The sequence below is a fragment of the Argonema antarcticum A004/B2 genome (assembly GCF_023333585.1).
Taxonomy (GTDB): domain Bacteria; phylum Cyanobacteriota; class Cyanobacteriia; order Cyanobacteriales; family Aerosakkonemataceae; genus Argonema; species Argonema antarcticum.
Window position 1 is genome coordinate 39302 of record NZ_JAIQZN010000017.1, and the last position, 16357, is coordinate 55658.

The following is a 16357-nucleotide window of genomic DNA, read 5'->3' on the forward strand; positions in this document are numbered from 1 at the left end:
CAAGTAAACAAACCACCGCCTACCCAAAGGGTACAGCGGGGGCTTTGGAAAGAAAGCCCTGGTTTACCAGACTCAGGCAAAAATGCCTGCGTTCAAAGGCAGAACTCTCAAATTCTACGCACCCATCAAAAAGGACGATTACAGCCATGAAGAATAACCAAAAAACCCCCCTATTCACCGAAATTCCAGCCCAAAAGGCTGCTTCTATTAACGGTGGATGCCCAGCTCAATGCCTTCACAGTCGGTCGGCCAATGGAAGCTTAGGTGCTCGGAGCAAATAACTCAGAGGATGCCTGAGTTCCAGGCGTGAAGCATTGTGTACTTCACGCTATATAACTGAATCAGGAAATTTAGTTAAACTAGGCATCTGTGAAGATACAGATGCCTTATTTTTGCCTATAAAAAGCCGATGAAATATCCAAATGTTCTACAGCATAATGAAGAAGACTGTGGAGCTGCTTGTATTGCTTCCATTGCGAAAAAGTACGGGCGCAGCTTTGCTATCAATCGCATTCGCGAAGCTGTGGGTACTGGGCAACTGGGGACGACATTGCTGGGATTGAAGCAGGGTGCAGAGGCACTAGGTTTTAATGCTCGCCCAGTTAGAGCTTCACCTGAAATTTTAGACAGAATTAATGAAGCGCCCTTGCCAGCAGTTATTCACTGGAAAGGCTATCATTGGGTTGTTTTGTATGGAAAGCGGGGCAGAAAGTATGTCATTGCCGATCCGGCAGTTGGTATTCTTTATTTTTCTAGGAAGCAGTTAGCAGAATGTTGGACGGATTGGGTAATGCTTTTACTAGAACCCGATCCAATCCGATTTTTAGAGCAACCTAATGATAAAGTTGGTGGTTTTGGGCGTTTTTTGAAGCCAGTTTGGACTTACCGGGGTATTCTGGCGGAAGCGCTGTTAATCAACTTTGTGTTAGGTTTACTTTCTTTAGCGTCACCATTTCTGATTCAAATCTTAACTGATGACGTGCTGGTGAGGGGCGATACCAAGCTGCTTGGGGGTGTAGCGATCGCAGTTTTGGTGATGAACCTGATTAGCAGTAGCTTAGGATTGGTGCAATCTAACCTCGTCGCACACTTTGCACAACGTCTGGAATTAAATTTAGTTTTGGAATTTGGTCGGCAAATTCTGCGCTTGCCCCTCACCTATTACGAATCCCGTCGCAGTGGTGAAATTGTCAGCAGATTGCGAGATATTCAAGAGATTAATCAGCTGGTTTCGCAAGTGGTGATCGTTTTGCCAAGCCAGATGTTTATTGCATTTGTATCTTTTGGATTAATGCTGTTTTACTCCTGGGAACTGGCAACTTTTGCCTGTTTCATTGCTATAGCGATAATGCTATGTCCAGCGATATTGCTGCCTACTTTACAGCAAAAGATTCGTAAGTTATTAGTATTAGAAGCAGAAAACCAAGGAGTTTTGGTAGAAACATTCAAAGGAGCGTTGACACTAAAAATAACTTCGTCTGCGCCTCAATTTTGGGAAGAGTTACAAAGCCGGTTTGGTCGTTTAGCAAACGTCTCATTTCGCACTATTCAAATTGCTATTATCAATAAAACTTTCTCAGAACTAATTTCTGGTATCGGTGTAATTGCCTTGCTTTGGTTTGGCAGTAGCTTAGTAATTAAAGAAGAGTTAAGTATTGGACAGCTACTGGCTTTTAACGCCATGAATGCTAACTTTATAGGATTTATTCTCACTGCGATCGGATTCGTAGAGGAATTCACGCGAGTAAAAACGGCCACTGAGCGGATCGCAGAAGTCATAGACGCGACACCTGAAAATCAAGGTAAGTCTCAGAAAAACTTTGTCAAAATTCCTGATGATGCAGATATCATTTGCACAAACCTGAATTTTCACCATTCTGGTAGAGTTGAGTTACTTGAGGATTTTTGTGTAAAAATTCCTGGTGGTAAAGTTGTTGCTCTTATCGGTAGATCTGGCTGCGGCAAAAGTACCATAACCAAATTAATTGCCGGGTTATATCAACTTCAATCTGGCAATATTCGGCTTGGCAACTATAACCAGCAAGATATCTCCCTTGATTGTCTACGTCAACAAGTTGTCCTCGTTCCCCAAGAACCTCACTTTTGGAGTCGATCGATTATTGAAAATTTCCGTTTGGGTTCCCCTAATGTCACGTTTGAAAGCATTGTAAAAGCTTGCCAAATTGTCGATGCTGACTACTTTATCAGTAATCTACCGGACAACTATGAAACCGTGCTTGGCGAATTTGGGGCGAATCTTTCGGGGGGACAAAGGCAACGATTGGCAATAGCGAGAGCGATCGTCAATGACCCATCTGTGCTAATTTTAGATGAATCAACAGCCGGTCTCGATCCTATAAGTGAAGCGCAAGTTCTCGATAAACTGTTGTACGATCGACAAGGTAAAACCACAATTTTGGTCAGTCATCGCCCCAGAGTGATAAATCGAGCCGATTGGATCGTGTATGTGGAGGAGGGTAAGTTAAAAATGCAAGGCAATTTGGAGGATATGCGATCGGTCTCTGGCGACCATCTGAACTTCCTAACCCCTTGATTAAGTAGGTGGTTGTTGCAAGATAAGTGCGATCGCCAATCTTACTGCCGAACCAACCGCAGAGAGACGAGCCGAATCGCTCGCCGTCTTTTCCCATTTCAAAAGATGTTCTTGAAAAGCCGCATCTCGCTTGGCCCGTCGTGCGATCGCTTGACCGATAACCTTCTTCTGAATTTCCTCAGTTGAAATCCCCTGGCGCTTTAAGTAATCTATTAAACGTTCCACGCTATTTACAAACTGTTCTGGCGCTTGAGACATCAAAATAGCTTCAATTTGACGCAACACTTCTTGATACACTTGCATCTGTTTATCCATTGAAGGTCGCTCCGGCGGCTTCTTTGCAACAGGTTGGTCTAATGTTTCACCTGATGTTTGCTCGGAATCTGGCTGACGAACTACAATATTAAGCAGGCTGAGGATTTGCTGATGACGACTTAAGACGCGCTGGAGCATTTGCGGGTAGATTTGCAAGAAGCGCGATCGCACTATTTTCGCATTCAGTAACCGATTCGACGCCAGCCGCAGCAAATACTGCCCAGCCATTGATTCAAAAGATTTAATCGTCAGAGTAAGTTCGGGAGAGTCCTGTTCCATCTTAGTTATAGTAAAGATCAGCGCTGACCAATTCGGCTCCTCTGTTAAATCGATTTCGATATTAGAAGAATCTTCTCGATACTCTTTAGCTAGCTCTCCAGGTTCCAAATCCCGACCAACAGGATAGCGCTGATTTGGACTTTTAGTTGCATGATTGAACTGAGTAAAAAAGTAACGACACTCAACCTTAGAAAGATCGACATCTTCGATATGCCAATTCTCAATGCAGACGCCCGTCATTTGCGCCCGCTCCAAATTTGTGCGAATTAAATGACTCTCCATTAAATACGCTTCGCTCAAGTCGCTTTCGCTCAAAGTCGTATCGCTTAAATAAGCACCAGACAAATCCGCCCGCCGCAAATCTGCTCCGCGCAAATTAGCCTCGCTCAAATCCGATCGCAGCAACAATACATCTTGAAGATTAGTTCTTAATAAATAAGCTTTTTTCAAACTTGTTTTTAGCAGATAAGCACCAGCTAAATTAGCTCGACTCAAGTCAGCACTGTGAAGGTTCGCTTCACTCAAGTCAGCACCTGTAAGAACTACCCGGTGCAAATCTGCCTGACTCAAATTAGCCGATCGCAAACAAACACCAGTAAGATTTGCTTCGGTTAAGTTAGCCCCGATCAGAATCGCATCTCGCAAATTGGCCGATTCCAGATTTGCTTCGCGGAGATTGGCATTAGTGAAATTAGCGCCGATCAAGCTGGAACGACGAAGATTCGCCTCCATCAATTCCGCTCTCGTCAACTGGGTTTCATTTAATTTGCTGCGTTCCAGATTGCTCTGATCCAGCTTAGCGCCCTGGAGATCGGCACCGCTTAGATCTGCTTCTTCTAGCACTGCCCAATTCAAATCAGCCTCTTGCAGGTGAGCGAAACGCAAATCCCCTTTGCTAAGATTTGCCCCGCTCAAAATGGCGCGATCGAGATTAGCACCGGCCAAGGTAGTATGGCGGAGGTCGGCTTGGCGAAGACAGGCACCGTAAAGTTTGCTGCGACTCAAAAATGACCAACTGAGATTTGCGCCTGTGAGATTAGCGCCTGTAAGGTCAAGATCCTGCAAGTTGACGCTGGTGAGAATAGCTCCACTAAGGTCAATGTGGGCAAAATCTCGCTCTCCTTGTTTATATCGAGCCAGAAAATCCTGTACTTGCATTACGACCCCTAATATTTGGGCAAAAGTGGCAGCAGATTAGTCAAAAGTCACTCATTCAAAAGTGAACAATTCTTTCTTTTCCCCTCTTACCCCCTCCCCTCTGCACCTGTTTTCTTTTGACTTTTGACTTTTGACTTTTGACTTTTGACTTTAGGGGAGCCAACGGGGATGAAAACCGGGCAAGGGCAACTGTTCTGGCTGCATCTGGGCAGGCTTTCCTTCTGTGGGTGGGGCTGAAACTAGAGGCAATAGCCAGAGGGTACTGGAAGTAACTGCTTCGCCACTATCTGTTCGCGGGGCATCAGATTGTTCCCCTGCGGATAAGGGTGTTGCGAGAGGTTGATCAAATAGTAGGGCGATGCCATCTGGGGATAGGTTCATTTCCACCTGTCGCTGATTTGGTAGCACTAAAAGTGGTTTCATTTCGGCTGTTTTGAGGTCAATGGCGGCAATATATGGCTGTTCTTGGTATTGCTGTCCTGGGATAAGTTTGGTTAGGAGGCAATAAAGAGTCTGCCCCATCGGATCGAATTGGGCGCTCATAATTGAGCCAGTTATCCGCAAAAGTTCTTTCTCAACTCCCTGGTTGGTTACTAAATAGAGCGATCGCGTGTAATCTGTGTTAAATTTCACCATCGCCGCTGCTGTACCATCTCTGCTGAAACTAGCCACCATACCGAATTTGGGCAAGAAATCGAGCGGTTTATCTTGGTGTGTTTCTAGGGGTACGATCGCTAATCCTTGTGCTTGAGCGATCGCTAACGCCTTACTATCGGGGGTAATCAAAAAATCGCCTCCCAGTTGGCCTTCTAGGGGTTTAGCAGTAAGGCGATCTGAGCTATCCATCTTGACTGTCCAAATGCTAAAATCCCCAGGATTGCGTCGATTTAGGCGCTGTACGACAATGGTTTTTCCATCCGGTGACAGGTCGAACTTCAGATTTTGGTAGTCTTTCTTGTCTAGAACCAGCCTGACTTTACCAGCTGGTTCCTCTTTTGTGACTTCAGTGTTTGGGGATTGGGGTGCGATACCTGTGGTGACGGTGTAGAGGTTTTGTTCCAGCACTGCTTGACGCTGGGATGTGCGATCGTTAGCGGAAAACAAAATGCGACGCGAATCGGGATAAGGTATAAAATCGCTCACTACCAGGTCTGCTGGCGTCAGAGCGATCGGTTTCGGCTCGGCGGCACTGAGATTGACCAGCATCAACCGACCCGCGTCCTTACCCTCTACGCCCAAGTAAACGAAGGCCCGATCGCGTGTGCGGAATTTAGCCTCAAAAGGCTTGAGGTTAGCTCCTTTTTCTCCTGAACTACCGAATCGGTCTGTTGCTTGGAGCAGCTGCACTTTATACTCAATGCCGTATGGGGCTGGTGCGATTAGGGTATAAGCCAATTTACGCCCAGCCCAGCTAAATTTTCCTGGTAAGGGCGGATTAATTTGCAGATTTGCTTCTACACTGGCGTGTTCCATTGGGCGACTAAAAGTTAGGATGAAGCGGTTATCTTCAGATCCAATTTGTTTATTTTGCCAGCTGAAATCTCGCACCCGTGCTGATGAGCTATCTCCGTGCCACAATAGCAGCCCAATAACTACACTCAGCACCAGCATTACCGTAATAGCAACGCGGTCAAGGGGCTCAATCCATTTTAGATTTGGGGTTTTGAATTTGGAATTAATCATTGGTCATTGGTCAGTGGTCAGTTGTCAGTTGTCAGTTGTCAGTTGTCAGTTGTCAGTTGTCAGTTGTCAGTTGTCAAATGACCAATGACCAATGACCAATGACTAATGACTAATGACTAATAATCGTATGGATTTTTAGGTTCTGGAATAGGTTTTATAAAGCTAGCTTGGATAGTCAATTGGCGTTTACCTCCCAGATTTTCGGTGATTGCTTGACCTTCAACTTCTAACCAAGAATCGGGTTTAAAGGCTGTGCGGACTAGGGGCGAAGCATCGGTGTAGATAGACTCAGATTCGGAATCGGAACTTTTGACACTGATGTTTTGGCCGTACAGTTTGACTGGCAAACCTACTGGATAGGCATCAGCCGCACAGCAGGTAATTACAAAGCGGGAAAGCAGTAGGTATTGCTCTGGTAATTCTTGAGAATGGATAACAAAGCCCTGCACTTTGATTTTTTGTCCGGTATAGGCGTCGGGTTCTGGATAGGCGTTTAAGGTTCGCACCCAGTCGATGAGCGATCGATCTTCGGGACGTTTTGCACTCCGAAATTCTTGGGGCTGCGATCGCGTCATCGACAAGGAATCCGTGATGCCCCTCGATAATGCTGTTTGGCTCATAAACGGTTTGGGTGTAATTAGAAAACCCAAGATCGCTGTTGTCAGAAGCAAACCAGTACTCCAACCGGGGGGAAATAGGGAAATGTGTTGAGGTTGGGAGTTGGATGAAGGACGTGGGAAGGTAGACGGCTCATTCTTGATGGTGCTATCCCCGCGCAGCGAAGACCCCTTCTGAAACCCAAACAATTGCCGCATCAACGCACCAACTGAAATTACTAACCAAAGTAGAGACGCGATTAATCTCTTTTGTACAGATGAAGGTTGACGCTTGAGGATTTGTTCGTTGTAGAGGAGAGATAATCCTTTTAAAATACCGATGATAAGCAAAGCAAAGCCACCTAATATCGCTAACCAAAAGTAATCGGGATGAATCAGTAGGTATAACTTGCTTGTTATCCAGTATTTCAACAACAAAATGCCCCAGGCGATTATGGCAACTACATCGAGCCAGGGTAATAAGGGATTTTGGGTTTTAGATTTTGGATTTTGGATTGTCATTGGTATAGCAAAGTGCTGAGTGGGGAGTGGGGAGTGCTGAGTGCTGAGTGCTGAGTGCTGAGTGGGGAGTGCTGAGTGGAGAGTGGAGAGTGGGGAATAGCTCAATACTGTCCGGCTCTTTGGGAGTTCTTATGCTTTTTGTTCAAAAAATCACATTTTCATACCTCTGCTCCTCTGCTCCTCTGCTCCTCTGCTCCTCTGCTCCTCTGCCCCTCTGCCCCTCTGCCTCTCTGCTCCTCTGCTCAAATAGGATAGTAAATACAGAAGAGCCAATTTGCCATCCTCATTAGTATGCCAATTGATAGATCAAGGTAAACAAGAAGGTAAGTAGAGCGGCTAGAGCCAATAAATAAAATACCGCTCTTGGTTTGAATATTGACAGCAGCAAACCCATGCTTTTGAGGTCAATCATCGGGCCAAATACCAGAAATGCTAGCAGGGAACCGCTGGTAAATGAAGAAGCAAAGGAGAGGGCAAAGAAGGAATCCACGGTTGAACAAATTGACACCACTGCTGCCAATACCATCATCGCTACTATAGAAGCGATCGGGCTATTACCCACGGAAAGGATAATTTCGCGGGGAACTAGAACTTGAATAGAAGCTGCTACAGCACTCCCCAGTACTAATACTGCGCCTAATTCCCGCAGTTCCTGCACGGTATTGTCCAGAAGCAGACTCAGACGATATTTTACAGGTTTACTCACCGCCGCAGATGCTCCGGTCACGGGGAATGTTGCCGCGTCCATTCGGATGACTTTACCCGGTTCGCTTAGTAAAAAAGTACCGGACTGCAACAAAGCAGGAGCTGCATTTTCCAGTTTGGGGATCTCAGACCAAGCAATTCGGCGTTTGGGTGTTGGCATCGCGCTGGCGACTTGTCGTTGCAGCAGGGGTCGCAAATCAGTCTGAGCGCTGAATATCCAGCCAACAATGGTGGCTATGCTCAAGGAACATAGTACCCGCAGCACGACAATTTCTGGTTGATCCCGAAATGCTGTCCAAGTTGCCCAGATCACGATCGGATTGATTGTGGGAGCTGCGAGTAAAAACCCGATCGCCACTGGTGCAGGTATCCCCTGCATCAGCAACCGCCGCGCTACGGGGACGTTACCGCACTCGCAAACTGGAAACAGGAAGCCCGCTAAACTGCCAACTAAAGCTCCTAGCAGGGGGTTCCGAGGCATAGCTGCACTCAATTTGCGCTCATCGATAAACAACAGCAGCACACCTGAGAACAGAACCCCTAGCAGCAAGAACGGTATCGCTTCTACTAGCAAACTCAGGAATAAGGTAAAAGCATTGTTCAATTGAGTCATTCGATTCGTGGTGAGGAGCTTTATCTATTTCTAGGCATTGTCAAGACATTGTGAACTACCCACCGTCAAGTCGGAGTAACGACTATGACGGGAGCTTCTAACATCATAGGGGAATGCCCCAACTTAGACTTGCGTCCGAGTTTTGGTCTTACTTCCCCTCCGTCAGCAGAAACGGCTGTTCCATCCGCCTTTAGCATTCTGATACCTTCTGCTCTAATATTCGTTGCCGCATTACCATCTCTATCATGATGAGTGCCACAGTTTGGACAAGTCCATTTCCTAACATCTAGTGGTAACTCATCAATCTGGTAATAGCAATTAGAACAAAGTTTGGAACTAGGGAACCATCTGTCAATAGAAACCAACCTACCGCCTTTTTGCTCTAGCTTGTAGGATAGAAAATTGGTAAACGTTCCCCACCCAGCATCAGATATTGCTTTCGCCAATTTGTGATTACAAACCATGCCTTTGACATGAAGATTCTCCACTACGACAACTTGGTTTTCATTGACGAGCTTTCGTGAAAGCTTATGTAGAAAATCCTGCCTTGAATTGCTAACCCGTTCATACACTTTAGCTACAAGTTTTCGACATTTAGATCTTGAATTACTCCCCTTTTGTTTTTTAGCTAACTTTTGTTGTTTGCGTTTCAGGTTCTTCTCGTGCTTGGCTAAATGTTTGGGATTGTCATACTTAGACACTTTGCTGCCGTTACTGACAATGGCAAAATGTCTCAATCCCAAGTCGATGCCAACAACGTTTCCTTCTGTTGAAGTCTTGGGTTCATCACCTTCAACTTCTGACAGGATAGATGCAAAATATTTACCTGATGGTGTTTTGCTAACTGTTACTGTTTTGATTTTCCCTTCAATATGTCGGTGAATTTTGGCAGTAAGAGTACCAAGATTTCCCGGCAACTTGACAGCGCCATCTAAAACTTTGACTTTTTGTGGATATTGGATAGATTGTTTACCGTGTTTTGACTTGAAACGAGGAAACTTTGCTCTTTTGGCAAAAAAGTTGCGGTAAGCTACTGTTAGATTGAGTGTTACAGCTTGCAATATTTGACTGTAGCATTCACCTAACCAAATAGTTTCTTCGGCTTTCTTTAGTCCTGGTAGGAGTGCATTAAGTGCTGACTGGCTCAATGCTTTGCCAGTTTCTTTGTAGGTTTCAATTGATTTATTCAGTCCGTAATTCCACCACCATCTAGCACAACCGAATGATTGAGCCAGTAGCATTTCTTGCTCTGGTGTGGGGTACAACCGAATTTTGACAACCTTGCGTAGCACTTAACATCACCTCCTTAGTCGGCTTTGTTACTATTATATAGTATCTCAGTAACACCGCTCTGGAAGATTTGGAAATCTCCGTACCTCCGATTGACCGCCTTTCATCCCACCGCTAAGTGCGTTGGCGTTAGCCTGCCGTTAGGCATAGCGGACTGACTTCGGGGGACAACAGGCGCGATTCAGTTAACCAATCGAGTCCCTCTTTTCACCCACAAGGGCGAATCAATCCCCAGTATTAACCGATATTCTGTAAGCACATACGGTCAAAATTTTTGACCAAGATTACAGGGAATCATTCATTTGCTTTGTGTAGTTATCTACTAGGCTGTTTAGATTAATCTTCTTATGTTGCAACTGGCCCAAATGGAACTTGCAAGTCCAAGGCTAATACGGCTTGATTTCGAGGATTTAACGGCATTTGAGCGCGTGACCGACCAGTATCGCCACATGGGTATCCGGTTTAGTGGTGCGATCGCTATAGAACCTTCTAACCCAGGATTTACGGCCAAATCCGGATCGACAGTCCTCATGCCAATGGGAAATCTAATGAGCCTAAGTGCCTATTTTGACAAACCCAGCTGCTGGGCCGGAGCCTTTGTTTCCAGTACCAGAATTGTCGTCTTAACAGCATATAACCGGGAGGGACATTTCCTGGGTCAAACTAGCACTGTAGCTAACCAGCCCAGTCTACCAGATGGGCAATCGGAATCTTTGCCCCAGCAGCTAGAATTAAACCGGCACGGCATTGCTAAGGTGGAGTTTCATTCCTACGTGCCGTTTACTCTGGATGATTTCTTTTTTGCGTTAATGCCTTGACCAAAAAAAATACCAAACTGTTTTCTGTTGTTTGGGACGAGAAACCGGGTTTCTTTTCTTGCTACCAACGAGCGCGATCGCACTCTTCCCCAACAATAAACGAGGTTTCTAGACCTGACTGGTATTTTTCAAATAGCTTCTTAGCGGCTGCAAACCAGATAGCACAAAACTCTCCTCAGCCTGCAAATCTTAAATAAAACGATCTAATCTTTAATAATTGGTTAATTCATGGTTAAAAAAAACTTATCGATTATTTAACTTTTTTGATCAAATATTATTTTATGTATATTTTGACTTTCCAAGTAGTTACAATAAGGTAGTATAAAATTTCAGGATTAATGGGCAATGAATACCTACGCTGCGCCTGGGACACCTGCGCGTCTTCTGCGTCTGTGTAGAAATAAAAAATTAAGTAGTAATGTAAGTTGCTAGTTATGAGATTAGCGCTGCTCTTTGGTACGTAGTTGAGCTTTAGCGCTTTTATCCCAGTTGTGATCAGAGCTAGAAAGCTCAACTACGTAACTTGATGCAAATAACTAGCAACTTGCGTTAGTAGTGGTATTACAGGGTTTTTTTAGCATCTCGCAATATAGACTCCAAGAACTGACCGAGGAATTCCTTAATGTTTGTTGCCAAACAGCTCTCTTTCGACTTATCAGTTCTCGCCACGTTACAGACGAAGGAACTCAGTTTGCAGTCAACGCTGCAAGAGTTGTCGCTCTACAATTTTCCAGTGGAAAGCGATCGACCAGGTGGCGAAGTAGCTATGGCATTTCAAGATAATCCGCTACTACCTGGAGTTATCTTGACAGAACGCGATCGGCTTTTGGGCATGATTTCGCGGCGGCGATTTTTGGAATATATGAGTCGTCCCTACGGACTGGAACTTTTTTTGAAGCGACCGATTAAATCTTTATATCTTTTAGCCAATACCGATACTTTAATTTTTCCCAGCGATACTTTAATTGTGATGGCAGCTAGACGGTCTTTGCAGCGATCGGCAGAACTACTTTACGAACCGATTGTGGTTGAAATAAAGCCAAAGGTTTACAGATTGTTAGATATCCATCAATTACTTGTCGCTCAATCGCAAATTCACGAATTAGCATCTCAACTAATTGGTAACCTTTATCAACAGCTTGAGAAAGCTAACCTCGAGTTACAGCTCCTCGCCACTGCTGACGGCTTGACCAAAGTTGCTAACCGTCGCCGATTTGACGAATACCTGGACAGCAAGTGGCACGAACTTTGCCGCGCGCAAATACCGCTCTCTTTGATTATGTGCGATATCGATTGTTTCAAAAGCTACAACGACACCTACGGCCATTTAGGAGGAGACGCTTGTTTGCAGCAAGTAGCTCAAGCAATTAGCTCTTCTGTAAAGCGACCGGCGGATTTAGTGGCGCGTTACGGAGGCGAAGAATTTGCTGTGATTTTGCCTAACACCCCAGCAGCTGGTGCTGTATCTGTAGCAGAGCAAATCCGAATGAATGTCAAAGCGCTAGAAATCCCTCATATTAAGTCTTGCGTTATGCCTTATGTGACCATAAGTTTGGGTGTAGCGACTATGGTTCCTGACTCGGAATCAACGCCTGCAAGCTTGATCGAGGCGGCAGATCGGGCCCTTTATCACACCAAAGCATTGGGACGCGATCGCGTCAGCGTTCTATAGCCATACTAGGTATTGTGGGAAATTTTAGATTTTAGATTTCAAATTTCACATTTAAAAGGAAAGTTTTGAAATCTAAAATCTGAAATCTAATTATTTACAGTAACTAGGTTAAATTTTAGTTAAAAAAAGGTTTCTATTAGGTTAAAGTTTCCCAAATATAAAGTTTTGATTTAAAAAAATATCCCCAAAAAAATGTGATGATAGATTATAATATGAATCATGTTATACAAACTAAAGGAACTTATTGAGACATAACATTATGTTTGCTTTGAAACAGTCATATCCCGAAATGTCAGTTCTGCACTCATCTGAAACGCAAGGGCTGAGTTTGGACTCAAGCCTCCAAGACTTGTCTCTCTATGATTTGAGTATAGAGATCGATCGCCCAGGCAGTGAAGTAGCACAGGCGTTAGAAGATAACCAGCTGCTCCCTGGAGTTGTTTTGACAGACCTCGGTCAGTTTGCGGGAATGATTTCCAGACGGCGATTTTTAGAGTGTATGAGCCGCCCCTACGGACTAGAACTGTTTTTAAAGCGACCGATTAAGTGTTTATATGTATTGGCCCATACGGATATTTTAATTTTTCCAAGCGACACTTTAATTGTGATGGCAGCTAGGCGGTCTTTGCAGCGATCGCCGGAGTTACTTTACGAACCGATTGTCGTTGAAATTGAGCCGAGACTTTATAAATTGTTAGATGTCCATCAATTGCTGATCGCCCAGTCGCATATTCACGAACTGACAACAAGGCTACTGAAGGAACAAACCAAGTCTCAGATGATGCAAACTGAAAAGATGGCGAGTTTGGGACAGATGGTGGCTGGAGTCGCTCACGAAGTTATAAATCCAGTTAACTTTATTTCGGGAAATTTGGAATACCTATCGAATTACAGCCAAGACCTGATTAAATTAATTTCAGCTTACGAGCGAGAAATTCCCAAAGAATCGCCGCTAATTGCGGAAATTAAGGCAGAAATAGAATTTGATTTTTTACAAGAAGATATGCTGCAAATGATTGACAGCATGAAAATGGGGACAGAGCGATTAGTCAAGATAGTTAATAGTCTGCGTAATTTCTCGCATATAGGAGAGAGTAATAAAAAAGCTGTCGATCTGCATGAGTGCCTTGAAAGTACCTTGTTAATTCTACATAACCGCGTCAAACACAGCATTGAAGTGGTGAAAAAATATGGCCAACTGCCACCAGTACCCTGTTACTCAGGTCAGGTGAGTCAGGTATTTATGAATATTATTAGTAATGCGATCGATGCACTGATGGATAAGAAAGAATCGGACGCAGAACCTACGTATGGATGGAAACCGCAAATAGAAATTGCTACTGAAGTGATCGAAGTTGATAATTCTACATGGGCAGCAGTTCGCATTGCTGATAACGGGTCTGGTATTCCGCTGGAAATTCAGGGGCGGATTTTTGAAACTTTCTTTACTACTAAGCCTGTTGGGAAGGGAACGGGACTGGGGTTGGCGATCAGTCATCAAATCGTGACAGAAAAGCACCGGGGTAAATTAAATTTGCGATCGCGATCGCAAAGTGACGCGGATGCGCTAGGAGAATCCCAACTGGCTACTGGAACAGAATTTGAGATCCTGCTGCCCCTGGGTTGAGGTATTGGCTGGGTAGCTGGGCATTGCACCTACTATTTTTTATTCTTTGGATTGAAACCAAAACTTGTGGAAATGGTAGGCTATTTTAGAAGCTGATTCCATCTTCCTGCATAGTTATACCTCGTGCCAAACAACAAAATTGTCTCTCCCCCGCACTTGTCCGAAGGCAGCGATCGAGACCTCACTATAGAATCAACCCTCCGAGAACTGCGACTGTACAGTTTTCAAGTTCCAAGCGACTGCCTGGGTATAGAAGTTGCCCGCGTTTTTGAGAAATATCCCCGACTGCCTGGAGCTATCCTGGTCGATAATGGTAAATTTGCCGGGATGCTCTCGCGGCTGAGGTTGTTGGAATACCTGATCCGTCCTCACAGACTTGAACTATTTTTGCACAAACCGCTGCACATTCTCTACACCTATGCTCGCACTGACGTTTTAGTTCTGCCGGATAGTATGCCGATTTTGGCGGCAGCTCAGCACGCACTGCGGCGATCGCCCGAACTTTTGGGAGAACCCGTTGTAGTCAAAACAGAACCGAACATCTATCAAATGTTAGATATTCATGAATTACATATCGCCTACTGGCAAATTCGAGGCATAGAAACTCAGGTACGGTACGAACGCGCCCAAGCCCAAATGATTCAAAGTGAGAAAATGGCTAGTTTGGGGCGTTTAGTGGATGGGGTTGCACACGAAATTTTAGACCCAGTGGGTTTTATTTGGGGAAACTTAACTCATGTATCGATGTACACCGACAGCTTGATGGAGATCGTTTCTGCTTACGAAAACCACCTGCCCCAGATACCAAACGATATCGCCGAACTAAAAGAAGATATTGAATTTGATTTTTTACGACAAGACTTGCCGCGTGCGATCGAGAGTATCAAAACCGGAGCGGAACGGTTAAAAAAATTAGTCATAAGTCTGCAAAACTTCTGCCATATTGATGAAGTTTATCCGAAGCCAGCGGATTTGCACGGTTTGCTAGATAGTATAGTGCTACTGCTCAAAAGCCGTCTGACAAGTGAAATCGAAATAGTTAAAGACTACGGTAATTTACCTCCTGTACCTTGTTTTGCGGGGCAATTAAATCAGGTATTTATGAATATTCTGATTAATGCTGTTCATTCCTTGCTCAACGAAGCAGTTCACCAAAAATTTGCGATGGAATTTCAAGGCAAAATTCGACAGCATCCTGGCCGCAAACCTCGGATTGAAATCACAACTAAAGTTTGTTCTCTGGAACCTGTGGCCAATACAAATGAACCATTACCTCGCTGGGTTTCAATTAAAATTGCCGACAATGGGCCGGGTTTATCTGAGAACGCGCAAAAGCAGATTCTGGAATCTTTCTCCATCGAAAGACGTACTGAAAAAGAAACAAGTTTGGCACTTAGTTATCGAATTGTGACGGCAAAGCATGGGGGACAATTTGTGATGCGATCGCGCAGTGTCTCTCTAGGTGTTGGCGATAGCCTGTCGTCAGACATAGAAGAATCCGACGTTGAAAGCGGCACAGAATTTGAAATTATGTTGCCTTTAGTCTAGCGCGATCGCACTTGGACACGGCATAATTAAAATTTTGGAATTTTTAAGTCAAGTTTGATGAAATTCTTGTGGGGTGGGCGTCCCGCCCGCCCAAAAAATACAATTTAGATGCGGAACAGCTTAAATCTTTTAATGAGATGATTGTCGAAGCTTTTGGTTGCGATCGTATTTGGATGGGCCAAAGTTGCCACTTGACAAATATTGTTAAATTTTGCCAATATTAAATATGAGTCGATCGGAAATCACCTATGACTACATTAAACATCACTCTGCCAGATACGATGAAAGACTTCATTCAAGAGCAGATACAAGAAGGAGGTTATAGTACCACGAGTGAATATCTTCGGCATTTAATTCATGAAGAACAGAAGCGTGTAGCCCAAGCAAAACTCGATGCTATGCTGCTTGAAGGTCTCAATAGTGGTGAATCTATTGAAATAAATGACGAATGGTGGGAACAAATGAAAACTGAGCTTGTTGATAAGTTCAATAAGCGGAATGGACATGACTATAAAAATTATTGTCAAACCGAAAGCAACTCTCGACCTTAAAAATGCTTTTGATTACATTGCTGAAGATAACTTCGACATAGCATTGAGGTTTTTTGACTCGGCAAGACAGACTTTTGCTCAGTTATCTCTGATGCCTGGAATGGGCAAAATATACAAGACAGAGCTAAGAAAATGGCCAATTAAAGACTTTAAGAAATACTTCATTTTTTACAGAGCGAATGATGAATTTATAGAAGTTGTTAGAGTAATCCATTCAGCCCAAGATATTGAAGCGATTCTAGAAGAAAATGACAACCCTGCCTGAAGGCTTTACCGAGTCTGCTTTTCAAGGCAAATAGTTCTATTGTTGTCTACACGAAAGTTGATTGGGACGGTTCAAGCGACGATTCGCTAACAAATTGCGACAAACCCAATGTACTGATTGCGGATATAATTCTATATAATTCTACTTAAGCAAGATCTGAG

General features: G+C 44.2%; 12 protein-coding genes. 7 read left to right on the forward strand and 5 right to left on the reverse strand.

The window, feature by feature from the left end; all coding sequences use genetic code 11:
• Positions 1–409 precede the first annotated feature (409 nt).
• Complete coding sequence (locus tag LAY57_RS10125) at positions 410–2554, forward strand: peptidase domain-containing ABC transporter (RefSeq protein ID WP_249066297.1); 2145 nt, start codon at positions 410–412, stop codon at positions 2552–2554.
• Here the strand turns inward: LAY57_RS10125 and LAY57_RS10130 are convergent, their stop codons facing one another.
• The 5 genes from LAY57_RS10130 to LAY57_RS10150 form a co-directional block, all read right to left on the reverse strand.
• Positions 2555–4306, reverse strand: coding sequence for a pentapeptide repeat-containing protein (locus tag LAY57_RS10130; RefSeq protein WP_249066298.1), 1752 nt, complete (start codon positions 4304–4306; stop codon positions 2555–2557).
• 150 nt (positions 4307–4456) lie between these two features.
• Entirely contained in the window at positions 4457–5989 is a 1533-nt protein-coding gene (locus LAY57_RS10135) for a TolB family protein (protein ID WP_249066299.1), read from the reverse strand.
• A gap of 116 nt (positions 5990–6105) precedes the next feature.
• Positions 6106–7212, reverse strand: coding sequence for a TIGR03943 family putative permease subunit (locus tag LAY57_RS10140; protein ID WP_338022387.1), 1107 nt, complete (start codon positions 7210–7212; stop codon positions 6106–6108).
• A 181-nt stretch (positions 7213–7393) separates the two neighbouring features.
• The gene (locus tag LAY57_RS10145) at positions 7394–8425 is read right to left on the reverse strand and encodes a permease (RefSeq protein WP_249066300.1); all 1032 of its coding nucleotides are present in this window, start codon (positions 8423–8425) and stop codon (positions 7394–7396) included.
• A 65-nt stretch (positions 8426–8490) separates the two neighbouring features.
• On the reverse strand, positions 8491–9717 hold the full coding sequence (locus LAY57_RS10150) for an RNA-guided endonuclease TnpB family protein (protein ID WP_249066301.1): 1227 nt from the start codon (positions 9715–9717) through the stop codon (positions 8491–8493).
• 363 nt (positions 9718–10080) lie between these two features.
• Between LAY57_RS10150 and LAY57_RS10155 the strand changes: the two genes are divergently transcribed.
• The 6 genes from LAY57_RS10155 (at position 10081) to LAY57_RS10180 (ending at position 16196) form a co-directional block, all read left to right on the forward strand.
• Entirely contained in the window at positions 10081–10533 is a 453-nt protein-coding gene (locus tag LAY57_RS10155; protein ID WP_249066302.1) for a hypothetical protein, read from the forward strand.
• Positions 10534–11155: 622 nt separating this feature from the next.
• The gene (locus tag LAY57_RS10160; protein WP_249066303.1) at positions 11156–12205 is read left to right on the forward strand and encodes a GGDEF domain-containing protein; all 1050 of its coding nucleotides are present in this window, start codon (positions 11156–11158) and stop codon (positions 12203–12205) included.
• A 259-nt stretch (positions 12206–12464) separates the two neighbouring features.
• Complete coding sequence (locus LAY57_RS10165) at positions 12465–13832, forward strand: sensor histidine kinase (RefSeq protein WP_249066304.1); 1368 nt, start codon at positions 12465–12467, stop codon at positions 13830–13832.
• A 123-nt stretch (positions 13833–13955) separates the two neighbouring features.
• Positions 13956–15380, forward strand: a complete 1425-nt coding sequence (locus LAY57_RS10170) for a sensor histidine kinase (RefSeq protein WP_249066305.1) — start codon at positions 13956–13958, stop codon at positions 15378–15380.
• A gap of 248 nt (positions 15381–15628) precedes the next feature.
• A complete protein-coding gene (locus LAY57_RS10175) occupies positions 15629–15931 on the forward strand; it encodes a type II toxin-antitoxin system ParD family antitoxin (protein WP_249066306.1) in 303 nt (100 codons plus the stop codon).
• A complete protein-coding gene (locus LAY57_RS10180; RefSeq protein ID WP_249066307.1) occupies positions 15885–16196 on the forward strand; it encodes a type II toxin-antitoxin system RelE/ParE family toxin in 312 nt (103 codons plus the stop codon). The genes LAY57_RS10175 and LAY57_RS10180 overlap by 47 nt, the downstream gene beginning before the upstream one ends.
• The last annotated feature ends 161 nt before the right edge of the window (positions 16197–16357 follow it).